General features: G+C 52.3%; 13 protein-coding genes. 7 read left to right on the top strand and 6 right to left on the bottom strand.

Features of this window, described 5'->3' with window-relative positions:
- Nucleotides 1-9: 9 nt before the first annotated feature.
- The 5 genes from PH256_RS09450 (at nucleotide 10) to PH256_RS09430 (ending at nucleotide 7,035) form a co-directional block, all read left to right on the top strand.
- Nucleotides 10-4,044: a TIGR02680 family protein gene (locus tag PH256_RS09450; RefSeq protein ID WP_270913936.1), complete on the top strand. Its 4,035-nt coding sequence runs from the start codon at nucleotides 10-12 to the stop codon at nucleotides 4,042-4,044.
- A complete protein-coding gene (locus PH256_RS09445) occupies nucleotides 4,041-5,315 on the top strand; it encodes a TIGR02679 family protein (protein ID WP_270913935.1) in 1,275 nt (424 codons plus the stop codon). Before PH256_RS09450 ends, PH256_RS09445 begins: the two co-directional genes overlap by 4 nt.
- Nucleotides 5,316-5,680: 365 nt before the next feature.
- Nucleotides 5,681-5,869: a poly(ADP-ribose) glycohydrolase domain-containing protein gene (locus tag PH256_RS15335; RefSeq protein ID WP_082669622.1), complete on the top strand. Its 189-nt coding sequence runs from the start codon at nucleotides 5,681-5,683 to the stop codon at nucleotides 5,867-5,869.
- Nucleotides 5,870-6,395: 526 nt separating this feature from the next.
- Nucleotides 6,396-6,746, top strand: coding sequence for a TnpV protein (locus tag PH256_RS09435; RefSeq protein ID WP_154041233.1), 351 nt, complete (start codon nucleotides 6,396-6,398; stop codon nucleotides 6,744-6,746).
- A 13-nt stretch (nucleotides 6,747-6,759) separates the two neighbouring features.
- The gene (locus PH256_RS09430; RefSeq protein WP_002596150.1) at nucleotides 6,760-7,035 is read left to right on the top strand and encodes a DUF6809 family protein; all 276 of its coding nucleotides are present in this window, start codon (nucleotides 6,760-6,762) and stop codon (nucleotides 7,033-7,035) included.
- A 68-nt stretch (nucleotides 7,036-7,103) separates the two neighbouring features.
- Here the strand turns inward: PH256_RS09430 and PH256_RS09425 are convergent, their stop codons facing one another.
- The 6 genes from PH256_RS09425 to PH256_RS09400 form a co-directional block, all read right to left on the bottom strand.
- Nucleotides 7,104-8,132 (bottom strand): virulence RhuM family protein, encoded by a 1,029-nt coding sequence (locus tag PH256_RS09425; protein ID WP_270913932.1) that lies wholly within the window; start codon nucleotides 8,130-8,132, stop codon nucleotides 7,104-7,106.
- Between the two features lie 77 nt (nucleotides 8,133-8,209).
- Entirely contained in the window at nucleotides 8,210-8,686 is a 477-nt protein-coding gene (locus PH256_RS09420; protein ID WP_087171134.1) for a GNAT family N-acetyltransferase, read from the bottom strand.
- The gene (locus PH256_RS09415) at nucleotides 8,686-9,234 is read right to left on the bottom strand and encodes a GNAT family N-acetyltransferase (RefSeq protein ID WP_087249496.1); all 549 of its coding nucleotides are present in this window, start codon (nucleotides 9,232-9,234) and stop codon (nucleotides 8,686-8,688) included. Before PH256_RS09415 ends, PH256_RS09420 begins: the two co-directional genes overlap by 1 nt.
- Before the next feature lie 134 nt (nucleotides 9,235-9,368).
- The gene (locus PH256_RS09410; RefSeq protein ID WP_087249498.1) at nucleotides 9,369-9,821 is read right to left on the bottom strand and encodes a GNAT family N-acetyltransferase; all 453 of its coding nucleotides are present in this window, start codon (nucleotides 9,819-9,821) and stop codon (nucleotides 9,369-9,371) included.
- Nucleotides 9,822-9,827: 6 nt separating this feature from the next.
- Nucleotides 9,828-10,742, bottom strand: a complete 915-nt coding sequence (locus PH256_RS09405; protein WP_270913931.1) for a hypothetical protein — start codon at nucleotides 10,740-10,742, stop codon at nucleotides 9,828-9,830.
- Nucleotides 10,743-10,773: 31 nt separating this feature from the next.
- Entirely contained in the window at nucleotides 10,774-11,616 is an 843-nt protein-coding gene (locus PH256_RS09400) for a sigma-70 family RNA polymerase sigma factor (protein ID WP_270913930.1), read from the bottom strand.
- 283 nt (nucleotides 11,617-11,899) lie between these two features.
- Here PH256_RS09400 and PH256_RS09395 point away from each other — a divergent pair, with 283 nt between their 5' ends.
- Both PH256_RS09395 and PH256_RS09390 read left to right on the top strand, forming a co-directional pair.
- Complete coding sequence (locus PH256_RS09395; RefSeq protein WP_087185407.1) at nucleotides 11,900-13,123, top strand: IS110 family transposase; 1,224 nt, start codon at nucleotides 11,900-11,902, stop codon at nucleotides 13,121-13,123.
- Between the two features lie 402 nt (nucleotides 13,124-13,525).
- Nucleotides 13,526-14,728, top strand: coding sequence for an IS110 family transposase (locus tag PH256_RS09390; protein WP_270913929.1), 1,203 nt, complete (start codon nucleotides 13,526-13,528; stop codon nucleotides 14,726-14,728).
- The last annotated feature ends 159 nt before the right edge of the window (nucleotides 14,729-14,887 follow it).

Genomic DNA, 14,887 nt, shown 5'->3' with positions numbered 1-14,887 from the left:
TATATTCGTATGCAGGAACGCTGGCAGATGAACAAATTGGGGTTTGTCAATTTTTGGCTGTATGACTGGGAGGAATTTTCCTTCAGCGATGGGCGGCTTTTGCTTCGTGGCGAAAACGGCGCGGGCAAATCCGTCACCACCCAAAGCTTTATTCCCTTTATGCTGGATGGCGATCTTCGTCCGTATCGACTGGATGCCTTCGGCAGTAAGGACCGCAATATGAAATACTATCTTTTGGGCGACGAGAAAGAGGAAAGCACTGGGTATCTCTATCTGGAATTTGTGAAGCCGCAATCCCAGCTCTATCGCACCCTTGTGGTGGGACTGCGCGCCCGGCGGGATAAGCCCGTGGAGTTCTGGGGGTTCTGCCTGAGCGACGGACGGCGGATCGGAACTGGCGAACACGATTTCCCCCTTTTTGAAACCAAAGGTTCGCAGCATATCTCACTGAGCCGTCAGGAAGTCCGCAACCGGCTGGGGCCAAACGAAAACTGGGCAGAACGAAGCAGCGACTACAAAGAGATGGTCAACCGCATGTTGTTTGGATGCGCCGAGCTGGAACAGTATGAGCGGCTTCTTCGGCTGCTGATCCAGATCCGAAAACCAAAACTGAGCAAGGATTTCTCGCCCCGTCTGGTGCGGGAAATTCTGAATTCCTCGTTGCAGCCCCTCAGTGAAGACGATATTGCCCCGATGGTCAACTCCATGGAGCGGATGGACAATATTCAAGTTCAGCTGGACGAGCTGCAGCGAAGCTTGCAGGCGGCCCGCCAGCTGCGCAAGGAATACATCCGCTACAATCAGTTTGTGCTGGGCAAAAAAGCAGAAACCTATCTCACTGCCCGCCATCTTGTCCAAAAACAGCAGCTGGAAGTTCAGGAAAAGGAGGATTTCATCTTACGGACACAACGCCGTCTTCAACAGGCGCAGACCGATGTCAAAAACTTTTCCCAGCGGGAGAGCGAACTCACCGGACAACTGAATACTCTGCAGGCAGACAGCCGTCTGGAGAGCAGTGTTCAGCGACTGGAACAGCTGCAAGAGGAAAAGCGCCAGCATCAAACTCAGATCGAGCAGGAACAAGCGAAGGAACGCCAAAAGCAGGCCACTCTTTCCGGCAAGGAGCTCCAGCAGCGCCAGGCCCGGAAGGAGGTTCAGGATCATCAGGACAATTTAGAGCAGCAGTTCCAGCAGCTGAATTTGCTGAACGTGGAGCTGCGCTGGGCGCATCACCCCTCTTCCCTGTCGGCCTTTGATTTCAATGTTCAGTTACCCTTGCTGGCACAGTATGCAAAGCGGCTGCGCAGTGCCGCAAATCTTTTGCAGCAACACAAATCCGCTCTGGAGCTGCTGGACGGCTACGAGCGGGATCTGGATGCGGCCAATCTGGAACTGCAGCATGCCCGCAGTCAGATGGAAGCAGCAGAACAGCTTGTAGTGCGGGAACGCGACAGCCTGTGTGCAGCCTTTGCCCAGCTGGAAACTCCCACTCTCCCCTTCCGGCTGAACCGGGATGAGGTGCGGGAGCTGTTCCAGCTGGTGAACGGATATGAAGGTCTTTGTCAGGAACAGGCCATCCAGGAACTGCTGCGCACAGCCCGTGAAGCCCTCGCCCGTCCCCTTCAGGGCGAATTTTATCGACTCAAGCAGCTCTCTTCTCAACAGCAGGCGGCACTCAATAACCTTGCGGCCAAACGCAGAGAGCTGGAACAGCAGGAAGAACTTCCTCCTCCCCGCTCCAAAGCAGTTCAGCAGACCCGTGATCTGCTGAAGGAGCGCGGCATTCCTCACGCCGCTTTTTACGAACTGGTGGATTTTGATGACCAGCTCTCACCGGAGCAACAGGCACTTTTGGAAACCCAGCTGATGGAAACCGGCCTTCTGGATGCGCTGGTGCTGCCGGAATCCGCCAAAGAGGATGCCGCCGTGATTCTGGCAGAGCACCCCGACCATTTTCTGAATCTGGAAAACGCCCCAAAGGCCACCGCTCCTGTTGCGCTGCGTCCTGCGTTCGATGCGCCCGCCTGGGCCAATGTGGCCGACCTTCTGAGTCGGATCTCTTCTCTGCCCGAGGGCACAGTCTATTTTTCCTCCGACGGACGCTACCGGCAGGGCGCTATTCAGGGCCGCAGTGTGGCGCTGCAGCCCGCCGGTTACATCGGTGCATCCACCCGCCGGGAAAATCGGCGCCGCCAGATTGCCGCCCTTTCTTTGCAGATCGAGGAACAGCAACAGCAGATCCACGCCACACTGGAACAGATTCATCGGGCGGAAACGGATCTGTCTCTTTTGCAAAACGGATACGAGCAGCGCCCCACCACCGCCGATCTGGCGGCCTGTCTGCAGCTTGCATCCACCCAGCGGGCTGAAATGGAGCAAAAGGAACGCATCTATGAGGATCGACGGCAGCGTTTTTTGCATCAGCAGGAACAGGCAAACGCGCTCCGGGCCCAGCTGCTTCCGCTGACCAAGGACCTGCCGTACGAACGAAATGCCGATACCTATGAAGCCATGGCAGGCTGCTGTGACGGGTACCGAAGCCTGTTTCAGGATATTTCCGCCGACAAACGGAAGCTGGAACTCACCGAAGGCCGCTTGAACGATCTGGAACAGCAGCTGGATGAACTGAATGACGAACTTTTGGAATGCACCGACCGAATCCGTTTTCACGAGGCGAATCTGCGCAAAACACAAGTCTCGATTGACGCATTGGAGGAGTACCTGAACCAGCCGGAAACCCGGGCTCTGGCCGAAAAGCTGGAGTCACTGCGCCAGGAGCTGGCACAGGTGCACGAGCGCCTGGAGGGTGCGAAAATGGAACTTGCACTGAGCCAGAACGATCTGCAGCACGATCTGCCGGATCTGTCTCAGCGCAAGGAGCGGCTACAGCGGGACATGCTGGACGAGGAACGCAAGCGCCAGATTTTTGAGGAAGAGCTCTGCCATGGGCCGGGTCAGCCGGGACGCAATGACAACGAACTCTGGAAGCAGGCGGAAATCGCAAAGAATGCCATCCGACAGAACGACCGGAATCTGGGACTGGACCGGCTGCGCACCTCCCTTGAAAAAAATGTTCGTGATGCCAGCGTGTTGAACTCCTATCGCATTACCCTGAACCCCCTGTTCGAGAATGAAGACAACCTGCTGCGCACCCGCGCCTGCATCGACCTGTATCCCAACGGGCAGCGGATGGATCTTCTGGATTTCATCCAGTACACCGAACGCCACATTGAAGATGACCAGCAGATTCTTTCCATGGAGGACCGGCGTCTGTTTGAAACCATCCTGAACCAGACCATCACCGCCAAGTTGAGTCATCGCATCAACAACAGTCAGGACTGGACCCGCCGCATGAGCGGAATTATGGAACAGCTGAACACCTCCATGGGTCTGCGGTTCAGCCTGAACTGGAAGGGAAAACCCGCCGATCAGCAGGAAGAGCTGACCACCCGCGAGCTCATCGATCTTCTGCGTAAAGATCCCGCTGTGATGGGCGATGCAGACCGGGATAAGATCACCAGCCATTTCCGCGCCAAAATCGCCAAGGCCCGGGAGCTGTCCCGCCAGAGTGCTGTGCCTGCCACCTATTCCGAACTGATGCGGCAGGCACTGGATTTTCGCAACTGGTTCGAGTTCCAGCTCTATTATCAGAAGGGTAATTCTGTCAACCCGGCACCCACAAAACGAGAACTGACGGATTCTGCTTTTAACAGCTTCAGCGGCGGCGAAAAAGCCATGGCCATGTATGTGCCGCTGTTCGCTGCATTGTCCGCCCAATATGCTGCGGCCAGCGAGGATGCCCCCCAGCTCATGGCTCTGGATGAAGCCTTTGCCGGCGTGGACGAAACCAACATTGAGAGCATGTTCGCTCTGGTTCATCAGCTGGGACTGAACTATATCATGAACTCGCAGGCGCTGTGGGGCTGCTATGCGTCGGTTCCCAGCCTGAACATCGCCGAGCTTTGGCGGCCGCAGGACGCGGACGTGGTCACGGTGGTACGCTATCACTGGGACGGCCATACACGCCGGATGGAGGAACTATGAAGGACGAAGCACTTTGCCGATATTTCACCAATTCCCCTGCCTGGGAACGTCAGCTGAAACAGCTGCGCAAAAAATCCCTTGCGGGATATTCCGACGGCGTGATTCAGCTGAAGGATGCATCCGACGCGGAATGTCAGGCCGCCGAAGGTCTTCTGGGCCGCCGGTTTGTTCCGCCGCGCCTGCGCTACAAGCTTTCTGATTTTGAAAAAGCCCTGCGTACCAGTCGATTCGCCGTGACAGATATGGCCGACTTCTGGCAGCGGCTGGATGGCCGGCCGCTGCTTTCCAATCCGCTCCAGAAAGCAGTCCGGCAGGATACCGTACAGGCATTTTTTGCCGCCGAGGACGCACTGCCCCACCAGCCGGTTACCCGAAACTGGCTTTGCGCCATGGCACAGGACAAGAGCAATGGCTTTCAGCTGCTTGCACCCCACATTGAAACCGACAAGGACGCGGCGCACTGGCTGCACTGGGTCTGCTGCGCACTGGATCGACTGGCAACGGCCTCTGAACCGGAGGAGTTGGCGCTGTGCAGCTATGCGGTTTCCACTGATCCCCATGCACTGGACGGACAAAAGCCCGCCGGTCATCTGCTGCTGCATGCGCTGGCTTACTGGAAAGACCGGCCTGTCCCCGCACATTCCCGGGACAGGCTGGCACTGTACCGGGAATGTGGCCTGATGCTAGATGACATCTCCTGCTTTACGGTCCAGCGCGGTCTGATTCTGGCTCTGCCGGATGGCCGGGAGCATCCCGCCTGTGCCCAGCTGCGTCAGCAGGAACAGTTCTGTCTGCTGACCTCTTCCCAGATCTCTGCACTCGGAGCGGCGTTCAGCCCCACCGGCTGCGTTTACCTTCTGGAAAACCAGATGGTGTTTTCCACGCTGTGCCGGCAGCCGGGGATCCTGCATCCCATGATCTGCACCTCCGGTCAGCTGCGGGAAGCTTCCTGGCAGCTGCTGGATCTGCTGGCTGCATCCGGGTGTTCCCTTTACTATGCAGGGGATTTTGATCCGGAGGGGCTGGCCATTGCCGATCGGTTGTGGCAAACCTATGGCGACCGGTTCCACCTCTGGCACATGACCTTGCAAGACTACCAGATTGCCCTTTCCGCAAAGCCCATCTCATCCTCTTCCCGGCTCAGCCAGCTGGAAAAGGTTCAGTGTCCCTTCCTGCAACCGGTGGCACAGGCAATCCTGCATCGGAAACAGGCGGGATACCAGGAGGCACTGGTGGAACGCTATCGGTCCGATTTGGTACAGCCTGGGTAATCTGTTCTGCAAAAGCGCATGGTTTCGTGATGCTTTTTCGGATTGCTCTCGCACAAAAAGCGGAATTTTTGCCTGTGTTTTATCCCCAATCCGAAAAATTCAGCGGATTTTGTGCATACCTTTTTATACCCGTTTTACAGAATTTGATTTTCGTTTGCGCATACCGATTTTATCTTTCGGATTTGCAGGGCTCTGTGATGGCGAGGTTGCGTAAAACTCCAGATGAGGGAGTGTGCCGGAATCCCTTGGGCGGGAGTTTCAGGCAATGTCCTCTTATGTAAATCCTACTTTAGCAGACCTGACTCTGTATTCTACGGTTTCAGTCCGGTTTCCCCTGATGCTGAACTACCGGAGTGGTTTGAGCAATCCACCCGAATTGCATCCCGGGATCTGACTCTGCAGGCAGTCGGAAAATCCGGCAGAGCGGTTGCCGGATTAAAGTTGCATCGGCAACCAATCCGGACGGCGGCATCCCCTCTGGCCGCTCCGCACAGGAGGAAGCACTTTGCCGCTGCAGTCCCCTATCCCTCTGCCTGCTGAAGGATACGCTTTGAAAAACAAAAATGCATCGTGACCGGCACCATGTCATTTATATGGATGCCCGCATCTATACCCCGGAGGGATATCGACGCCGCTAATGTAAACGAAGCCCGGAAGGCCTGATGCAGACAGGCATTCCGGGCTTCGTATGTAACTAAAGTAATCGTTCCATGGATTGTTCCAATCCGATTGCTGCGTCACAGTGTCGGATTGGCCGAAAAGATACTGCCGATCGTTTCCCCACCAGCTCGGCAAGTTCCGCCACATAGTCAATCGTTTGGTTGGTAATTTCAAAAGGAGACCTTTGGCTTCTCACGCAACACCTCACCGGGTCAATTATTATTTTTTATCATATATCACGCATCACTCATTTCATCAATCAAAAGCATGATGTAATGTATAGAGGGTGGATTACACCAAAAAACATCACATCATGACTGGCGGCTCATTTGTGGCGAATGAAAAGACAGTTATGATAAAGGAGGGATGCCCTCAAACCTACCGTAACTGTCAACCACATTCCCACGAAAGGAGCCTTGTATGGAACTGACTTACACCAAATGCGGCGACTATCTCATTCCTGACCTTGTGTTATCGGATACCAAAGAGTACCATATCGGGAAATATGGCCGGTTGCGCCGTGCCTACTTAAAAGAACACCGGCCCATTCTGTATACCGATCTCATTGTCACCGAAAAGCTGTTTCCCCATTTGGAGGAAATCGACACCGCCTGCCGGGAGCGGCTGGAAATTATTGAAAAAGCCATGATGCAGCAAGAGGGTGTCACAGAAGCCCTGAAAGCTGCCGACCAGATGGCATGGGTGCGCTCCATGAACTCCATCCACAACAGAGCCGAGGAAATCGTCCTGGCTGAGTTGGTCTACTGTTGAGGGAGGGAACGCAATGATTTTGGAAGCCATGTATAACGGGGAGTTTTATCCCTGTGAAACGGTAGTGCCCACGTCCCCGGAATACCGCAAGGCGATCCAAACCTGTGCGGCGTTGATGGAGCAGTTATCCCAGCGGCTCAGCAAAGAGGACTATGCTCTGGTGGAAGAACTCCGGGCGCAGAACGCTATCGCCCAGTGTGAGGAAAGTGAGAGCCATTTCAAGTATGGCTTTTCGGCGGGGCTGATCGTCCAGCAGGAAGCCCATGAACAGCTGCAAAACAAGAAATAAGCAATGACCGAAAAAGCCCACGCAGCCGGAAAGAGAGAACCGGTGGCGTGGGCTTTCTGTGTATATGGTTATTCTGTCAGGGCATCCGAAGTTTCCGCAAGCAGCCGGTCAAAGTCGCTCTGATAGGTCCGATCCTGCAAAACCCGGAACTTTTCAAACTCTTTCTCGGCAAAGGCTTTGGCAATGGCGGCGGTCACCTTGCCCTTATCATGCAGAATATCTTCCTCGTTGAACTGTAAAAATGCGTCAAGCCGCTTGACCCAATCGGCCATATACATGACATTTCCACGGCGGGCCTGCCGTTCCGCATAGTCCAGGTACATGGTGACGATCTCATTCAGGTTTCGCATTTCCGTTTCGTTCAGATAGTTTTTAGCGACGATGACATCGGATTTGCGGATGCGGCCCTTGGGGGCGTTTTTCCATGTGGTCAGGCCCATGTTGGGCTTGGTGCTGTCGGCACGGCCATATACGATCTCGGCGGCGGTATGATGGGTGACCGCATAGTGGAGCTTGTTCTGCACCGTGGCGAAAAACTCCTTTGTGATAGGACTTTCCACATCGTAGTCAGCGCTGCACTGGGAATAGATGTCCGTGATTTTCTGGTAAAATCTTCTCTCGCTGGCCCGGATGTCCCGGATGCGCTCCAGCTGTTCCTCGAAATAATCCTTGCCGAAAAAGTTCTCCGGCTCCCGCAGCCGTGCGTCATCCATCACATAACCTTTGATGATGAACTCTTTCAACACTCTGTTTGCCCAAATGCGGAACATGGTCGCCTTTTTGGAGTTCACACGATACCCCACAGCGATGATGGCGTCCAGATTGTAATAGTTGGTCTGATACCGTTTCCCGTCCGCCGCAGTTGTTTCCATTTTGGAAACAACTGAATCCTCGCTCAGTTCGCCGGATTCAAAAATGTTTTTCAGATGCTTGGAAATAGCCGCTTTCTGCACCTCGAACAGTTCTGCCATTTTTGCCTGTGTCAGCCAGAGGTTTTCCTGAAAGAGCAGGATTTCCACCCGCACCTCTCCGTTTTCGGTCTTGTAAAAGAGGATTTCTCTGGTTTCATACGGGGTCAGCCCCTGTTCCTCGCTCATTCCTCGTCATCTCCATATCGTTTTGGTAAGTTTGGATTGTATTTTGTAATTCATTTACAAAATGCCAGGTATTCCATTTACTTCTTTCGATGAATCGTATTGGATTCCCATAGTAAGTTCTTTTCCAAATATACCATATCAATAAGCTGAACGCCGCATTCAAAGATAGGATGATCATAATTGTCCGTGAAAAAGTTTTTGATACGATGGCTTTCTATAAAACCGCATTTCTTATAAAAAGGGAGCGTCAGCTGACTGTCACCCGTCCCCACACGAAGAATACGAAAATTATCACGGTATGTCTGCTCAATAAACTCAATCATCCGTTTTCCGTAGCCCATGCGCTGGCATTCCGGCAGAACAGCAATATTCTTGATTTCAAGAACTTTGCTGCCTTCGTCAGTAACAACACATTCCGCTTTTACGCCATTTTCCTCCAAAACATACATCGTACCTTTTTCAAGATACCGGTCGATCATATCTTCCTGCTCGTCCGCAAGAAAAAGCAGGCTCATGTATCTCTTTTTATTATCCTCAATTTTGCTTATTTTCATCAACTGTCATCCTCACATACTTTACATTCCAACTGGCAGTCATACGGCTCGGTTTCTACATGAGACTGATTGTAGACAGCCGCCTCTGCACAGCCCATTTTGTGATAGAATGCCTGGCTTTCAACGGCTGAATGGGCTGAGATGTACAACTTTTTTGCTCCATGTGCCTTTGCCCATTCTTTCGCTGCTCGAAACAGTGCAGTGCCAACCCCTTTTCCTCGCATATCCTCTGACACATGGATACTTGAGAGGTCAAGGTATCTGTGATTTCCCCCAAAAAGTTTCGGTTCAACTGACACGAAACCTTTCAACACCCCTTCGCAGAAAGCAGCATATACCAATCCACCTGTTGCTGCTGTGTTTCTCAGGCAGGAAACCAGGAATTTATAATCCGCTTCGCTCCAATCGTCAATAAACGGATCATCTTTGATAATCCATTTTCCGTTTTCTTTTCGCCTACATTTAACAACAGTTTGATGCCGTACAAAATGTCTAAATAGCTCTCGGCTTATCTCATTCTCTTGTAAGTTTTTATATATAATCTCCATTTCTATTATCCATGCAGCTCCCTTTGGTGTTTACTTTATTTTCAAATTCTGGATTCCAATAAATGCCGCTCCAATCGAACGCAAAATGATTTATCGGATCTCTCCAAATGTCTAATTTTTAACGATAACCGTTTCTATTTCAAATCATAAACATACATCCTCGACAAATCTACCTCACCATCGCCCTGCGCCATACACAGGAACTTCCATCCGTAGCGCTCATAGAAGCCTGTGTGGTCTGTAATGAGATATAAGGTTTCCAGACCAAATGAACGCATATCCTCACAAACATATTCCAGCAGCTTTCCTGCAATTCCCTGACAACGGTAGTTTTCCTCAACATATACCGCGCAGACATTTGGCGTCAAATCCTTGCGGTTATGGAAATCGTTTTCGATGACCCCAATACCACCAATAATCTGCTGATTCTCGACTGCAACATACCACTGCGGAACAATGCTTTTGCCCGTCAAGCACTCCTGTATGCTTCCCGCATATTCTTCAACTGGAATATCCCACTTGGAATGAAACCACTCTGCGGCCTCCGATGCCAGTTCGCTGTGTTCCCTGAGTTTCAGAATTTCCATAGCGTATCATTCCTCCTCATCTCCGCCCTTTTTAGAACGGCTCTTGTAGACATTGTACTGGTTCTTGCACCGTGGGCTGCAAAAGGCAGCGTTGGATCGGCTGCCCAGGAACACCTTCTGGCAATGCTTACACAGGCGCAGGGGCTGGTCGCCGTCCACCAGCATGAAGCTGAACATCATCTGAATACCCAGCAGCAGCGAATGGAAATCCCAATAGATAGTGGGCTTATCCAGCAGCTCAATGTGGTAGCTGGGGGCGATCCCGCCGAACGCAGCCATGGCCTTGCGATACAGCCCCCGTGCGTCCTCGTCGATGGAATCATAGTCATTGTAGTACAAAATGGCCGTGGTCAGCGTAAAAGCCCAGTCCTTGAACTGTTGAGCAACCCACTCGTAGGGTTCCGCATATTCCCGCTGGAAGCTCATGTTTTTCGCCATCGGCTCGTCCATAAAGGTCATGGTCAGTGCAATCATCGTCCGGTCACCGGACACATTCCACGTGGATTCTATGCCTTTCTTCACCAAGTCCAGCTGGTCAAAAGGATAAAACAGGGACAGGTATTTGTCTGTCGCCATGGATTCTTCCTTAATGAAGTGGTTTTTGGGCAGGTATACCGCCTCATAGTCCATAAAGGACGGCGTGGTGGGCAGGGCGGTCATCAGCCCCAGCAGGCCGTACCGGGTGATAAACTCCATTACCGCCTTTTCCACTTCTGCTTCCGGCTTGCGTCCCATCATCAGCATCCCCACATTCAGCGCATCCAGCACAATGCCAGGGACCTCTTTCAGCGGATTGTAGACATCCGGCTTTGCACTCTTGCCGGGGGTGATGTACCGCTTGCCATCTTCCGCTGTTTTCAGCTCGTAATGATCGTACCGCACCCAATGGGAACGGGACTGTTCAAACAAATTTTTCATCATACACGCCCTTTCTCCTTAATCGTCCCAATTATCAGGGGCGGTTTTTCTTTTTTCTGCGCTTGGTCTTGTTCTCCCGCCGGATCACGGCATCCTTGCCCTGTTTCTTTGCGATTTTCGAGTATTCCTCCAAAAACTGACGTTCCCGCAAGGTCAGACTATGTTCCGGTTTGCCGCACAGATGGTCATACATCTGGCGCTGCAACTTCTTATGGATGGTCTTTCGCAACTTACGGATATTGCGGTCAGACTGCCCACGCACAGCGGCAAGCCGGGTGGTGCTGTACAGCCGCAAAGAGAGAAAATATAGAACTTCCTTGTGTTCCTCGCTCAGTTCCTCCACCATGCGGGAAATAAAGGCGTCGGCGGTCAGGTTGTGCATCTCATAGGGGCAGTCAAACAGGATGTCCAGAAAGTTTCCGGCCATCAGCTGCCGGTATGCGGGGTTGTTCATCCAGCGGGGAATGAGCTTCGGTTCCGGCACCGCCTGATATTCCAGCGGCACATCCCCACGAAGGTTTTCGTGGTCCCGTTCCCGGCGCTCCCGGTTCCGGTCCAGCTTGTTCCATTCCTCCACCACGGCCCGGAAATCCTTTTCGGTGCGGGCCGCTTCCTCCAGCCGCCGTATGGCCTCGGCCCGCATCTCCCGTTTGAGCCGTTTATCACTGACCGGGGCAGCTTCTTCTTCCTCGGTTTCCAGTTCGGCATCATAGTCAATGGGATGCTCGTCCTGCTCCAGCTCATTTTCCAGCTCGGCCAGACGTTCTTCCGCAAGCGCCTGTTCCAGCGTTTCTTCCGCCCCTGCGCCTGTCCCATCGTCCCATCCGGTGAAGCCACCCTCGGTATCCAGAAGCTCGTCATCAGACAGATACGCCATGACCCCACCTCCTACAATAAAGTTACGGTTCAAGGCGCGGCAGCCAGCCGCGTCTTTTTCCATCTCAAAGCCGAAGCTGTTAGAATGGGAGAGCAAATTGCCTGACATAGCTCACCTTGGGCCGACACGCCCGTAAATGAGTCCGTCAGCCGCCTCTCTCATTCGCAGCATTCGATTTGCGCAGGTTGTACCACCGATTTGCGGTGCGTTCGCGTCACCCAGGAGATTGAACAGGCGATGAGTAAACGGCGGAAAGCCATATCCAATCAGAAGGAGGAGCAAAATGAACGCAGTAGGGATCGACATTTCCAAAGGGAAAAGCACGGTGGCTGCCCTGCGGCCAATGGGTGAAGTGGCATTTCTGCCACAGGAATTTCTCCATACCGAAGTTGGTTTGGAGCAGATGGCTGGCGCCATCGTCGCATTGGGCGAAGATACCCGCGTCATCATGGAATCCACAGGCCGTTACCACGAACCGGTAGCGGCAGCACTACATGAGTACGGGATCTACGTCTGCGTCCTGAATCCGCTGCTCATCAAGCAGAGCGGCGGCGGCTCCATCCGCAAGGTCAAGACCGACAAGGCTGACGCTCTGAAGATTGCAAAGTATGGCCTTGACAACTGGGTGGATCTGCGGGAATATACTCCCATGGATACGATTAGACAACAACTGAAGCTGTGCAGCCGCCAATACAATCTCTACATGAAAACAGTGGTGTCGCTGCAAAACAATCTCATTTCGCTGACCGACAAGACCTTTCCCGGTGTAAACGAGCTTTTCTCCAGCCCAGAGCGTGCTGACGGCCACCAGAAATGGGTGGATTTTGTCATGACCTTCTGGCATTGCGATTGCATCTGCCGTGCCAGCGAAAAGGCGTTTACAGAACGTTACCAGAAGTGGTGCAAACGCAAGGGATACCATTTCAGTGCAGAGAAGGCGCTGGACATTTACGCCGGAAGCTGTGGCCATTTTACGACACTGCCGAAAAACGAGAACACAAAGCTGCTCATTGTCACGGCTGCTCAACAACTTCTGGCGGGAAAGACCACGCTGGCCACTCTGCGGGCGGAAATGACGCGGCTTGCATCCCAACTTCCAGAATACGAAACCGTGTGCGCCATGTACGGCGTTGGGAAAATAACTGCCGCGCAGCTTATGGCCGAAATTGGAGATGTGCGCCGTTTCCCGCGCCGCAGCTCCATCGTGGGCTTTGCAGGTGTTGATCCCGGCGTGGATGAATCCGGCAAGCACAGCGCAAAGAGCGTTCCCACCACAAAGCGAGGCTCACCACATTTGCGTAAAACACTCTACCAAATCATCTGCACATACCTGAAAAAGTCTCCAGCGGATGAGCCGGTGTACCAGTTCCTTGATAAGAAACGCGCAGAGGGCAAGCCCTACTTTGTCTACATGACTGCCGCTCAGAACAAGTTCCTGCGCATCTACTACGCCCGCGTGAAAGAATGCCTGGAGGCTTTTGATACAGAACCTGCTAAGCAATCGTAATCTTTAACAACCGAATTTCTTTCCGGCTGGCGAGATGCTTTCTCTCCGGTCTGGTTTGTTGTACCTTTTTTAGCCTCGCAAAATTTGCGGGACTTTTTTTATTTCATCTATTGACTTTTGTTGCTACAATGTCAACAACCGGGTGAAGCACGCCAGCCAGGCGTGCTTTTCTCGTACTCACGCCTAAGCTACAATGGAAGGGAAATTGGCCTGACGAGACTTTTAATGGACTAACCATGTCCGGCTGCTAAACAGTCAGCCATCCTTCCACTGTAGCGTTCGGTTGAGGCAGGTTGAACCACTGGAAATCCAGGATGTTCGTGTGACCAAGCAATTTGAATCGGCAGTGAGAAATCGATGGCCGCCAATTTGAAACTGATTAGATAGGGAGGGACAAGTGAAATGAACGCAGTAGGGATTGACGTTTCCAAAGGGAAAAGCACAGTAGCCATTATGCGGCCTTTCGGCGAAGTGGTTGCGGAACCGTTTGAGGTACTCCATACGGATACAGAGTTGCGGAAACTGGCTTGCTTTTTGGAGAAGCTGCCCGGAGAAACAAAGATTGTCATGGAGTACACCGGGAACTACTGGCAACCTATCGCCAATGTGTTGTACGATGCAGGCATTTTTGTTTCTATCGTAAATGCACTGTTAATCTACAAATACGGCAACAACTCGATCCGGAAGGGTAAGACAGACAAGTTGGACGCTGTGAAAATTGCAAATTACTGCCTTGACCGTTGGACAGTTCTTGAACGTTACACGCCTGTTGACCAAATCCGGCAGACGCTCAAAACGTGCCGTCGCCAGTACGACCAGTACATAAGATTGAAAGTCAATCTCAAAAACAATTTAATCGCACTACTGGATGGAACGTTTCCTGGCCTCAATATCCTGTTCAAAAGTGCTCCCCGGGATATGGACGGACACGAAAAATGGGTGGATTTTGCCGAGAAATTCTGGCATCGGGAGTGTATCTGCAGGAACTCCGAAAAAGCGTTCACAAGCCAATACAAAAAGTGGTGTGCCAAAGCCGGGTACAGATTTAAAGAGGAAAAGGCCTCGTCCATCTATGCTCACGCCGTCTCACAGGTAAATACGCTTCCGATGACTGACTCGATTAAATGCCTTGTTACTCTTGCGGTTTCTCAACTCAACACAATCATAGAAACGATTTCCGTGATCCAACACGAGATGCTCACTCTGGCTGCTCAGCTTCCAGAGTATCCTGTCGTGATGCGGATGTTTGGCGTTGGCCCCGTTCTTGGGCCTCAGCTCATGGCAGAGATTGGCGATGTGCGCCGATTTGACCGCAAGCAGTCTTTAGTGGCCTTTGCTGGTGTAGATGCACCGCCTTGCCAGTCTGGTACCTTTGAATCGAAGAACAGACATATTTCCAAACGCGGGTCTCCCAGGCTGCGCAAAACGCTCTTTCAAGTCATGTCCACCATCATCCAACACGCACCTACTGACGATCCTGTATTCCAATTCCTTGACCGTAAAAGACGGGAGGGCAAGCACTATTACGTCTACATGACCGCTGCCGCAAATAAGTTTCTGAGAATCTACTACGGTACTGTCATGGCTTATTTAAAGAAGCTATAACCCCATCATAGACGACGATTTTCATACCAATTCCATGACCGCCAGAACATGACGGTTTACTTTTCTACGCTCATTTTTGTTGGATCACCCTTTCCAGATTTTTATGCTTTTAGGCCTTGACAACTCTTGGCAGGTTTTGCAGGACTCTTTTAAAAAAAT

The sequence above is a fragment of the Allofournierella sp. CML151 genome (genome assembly GCF_027853465.1).
Lineage (GTDB): Bacteria > Bacillota > Clostridia > Oscillospirales > Ruminococcaceae > Allofournierella.
This window is presented reverse-complemented; position numbering and strand designations above follow the sequence as displayed.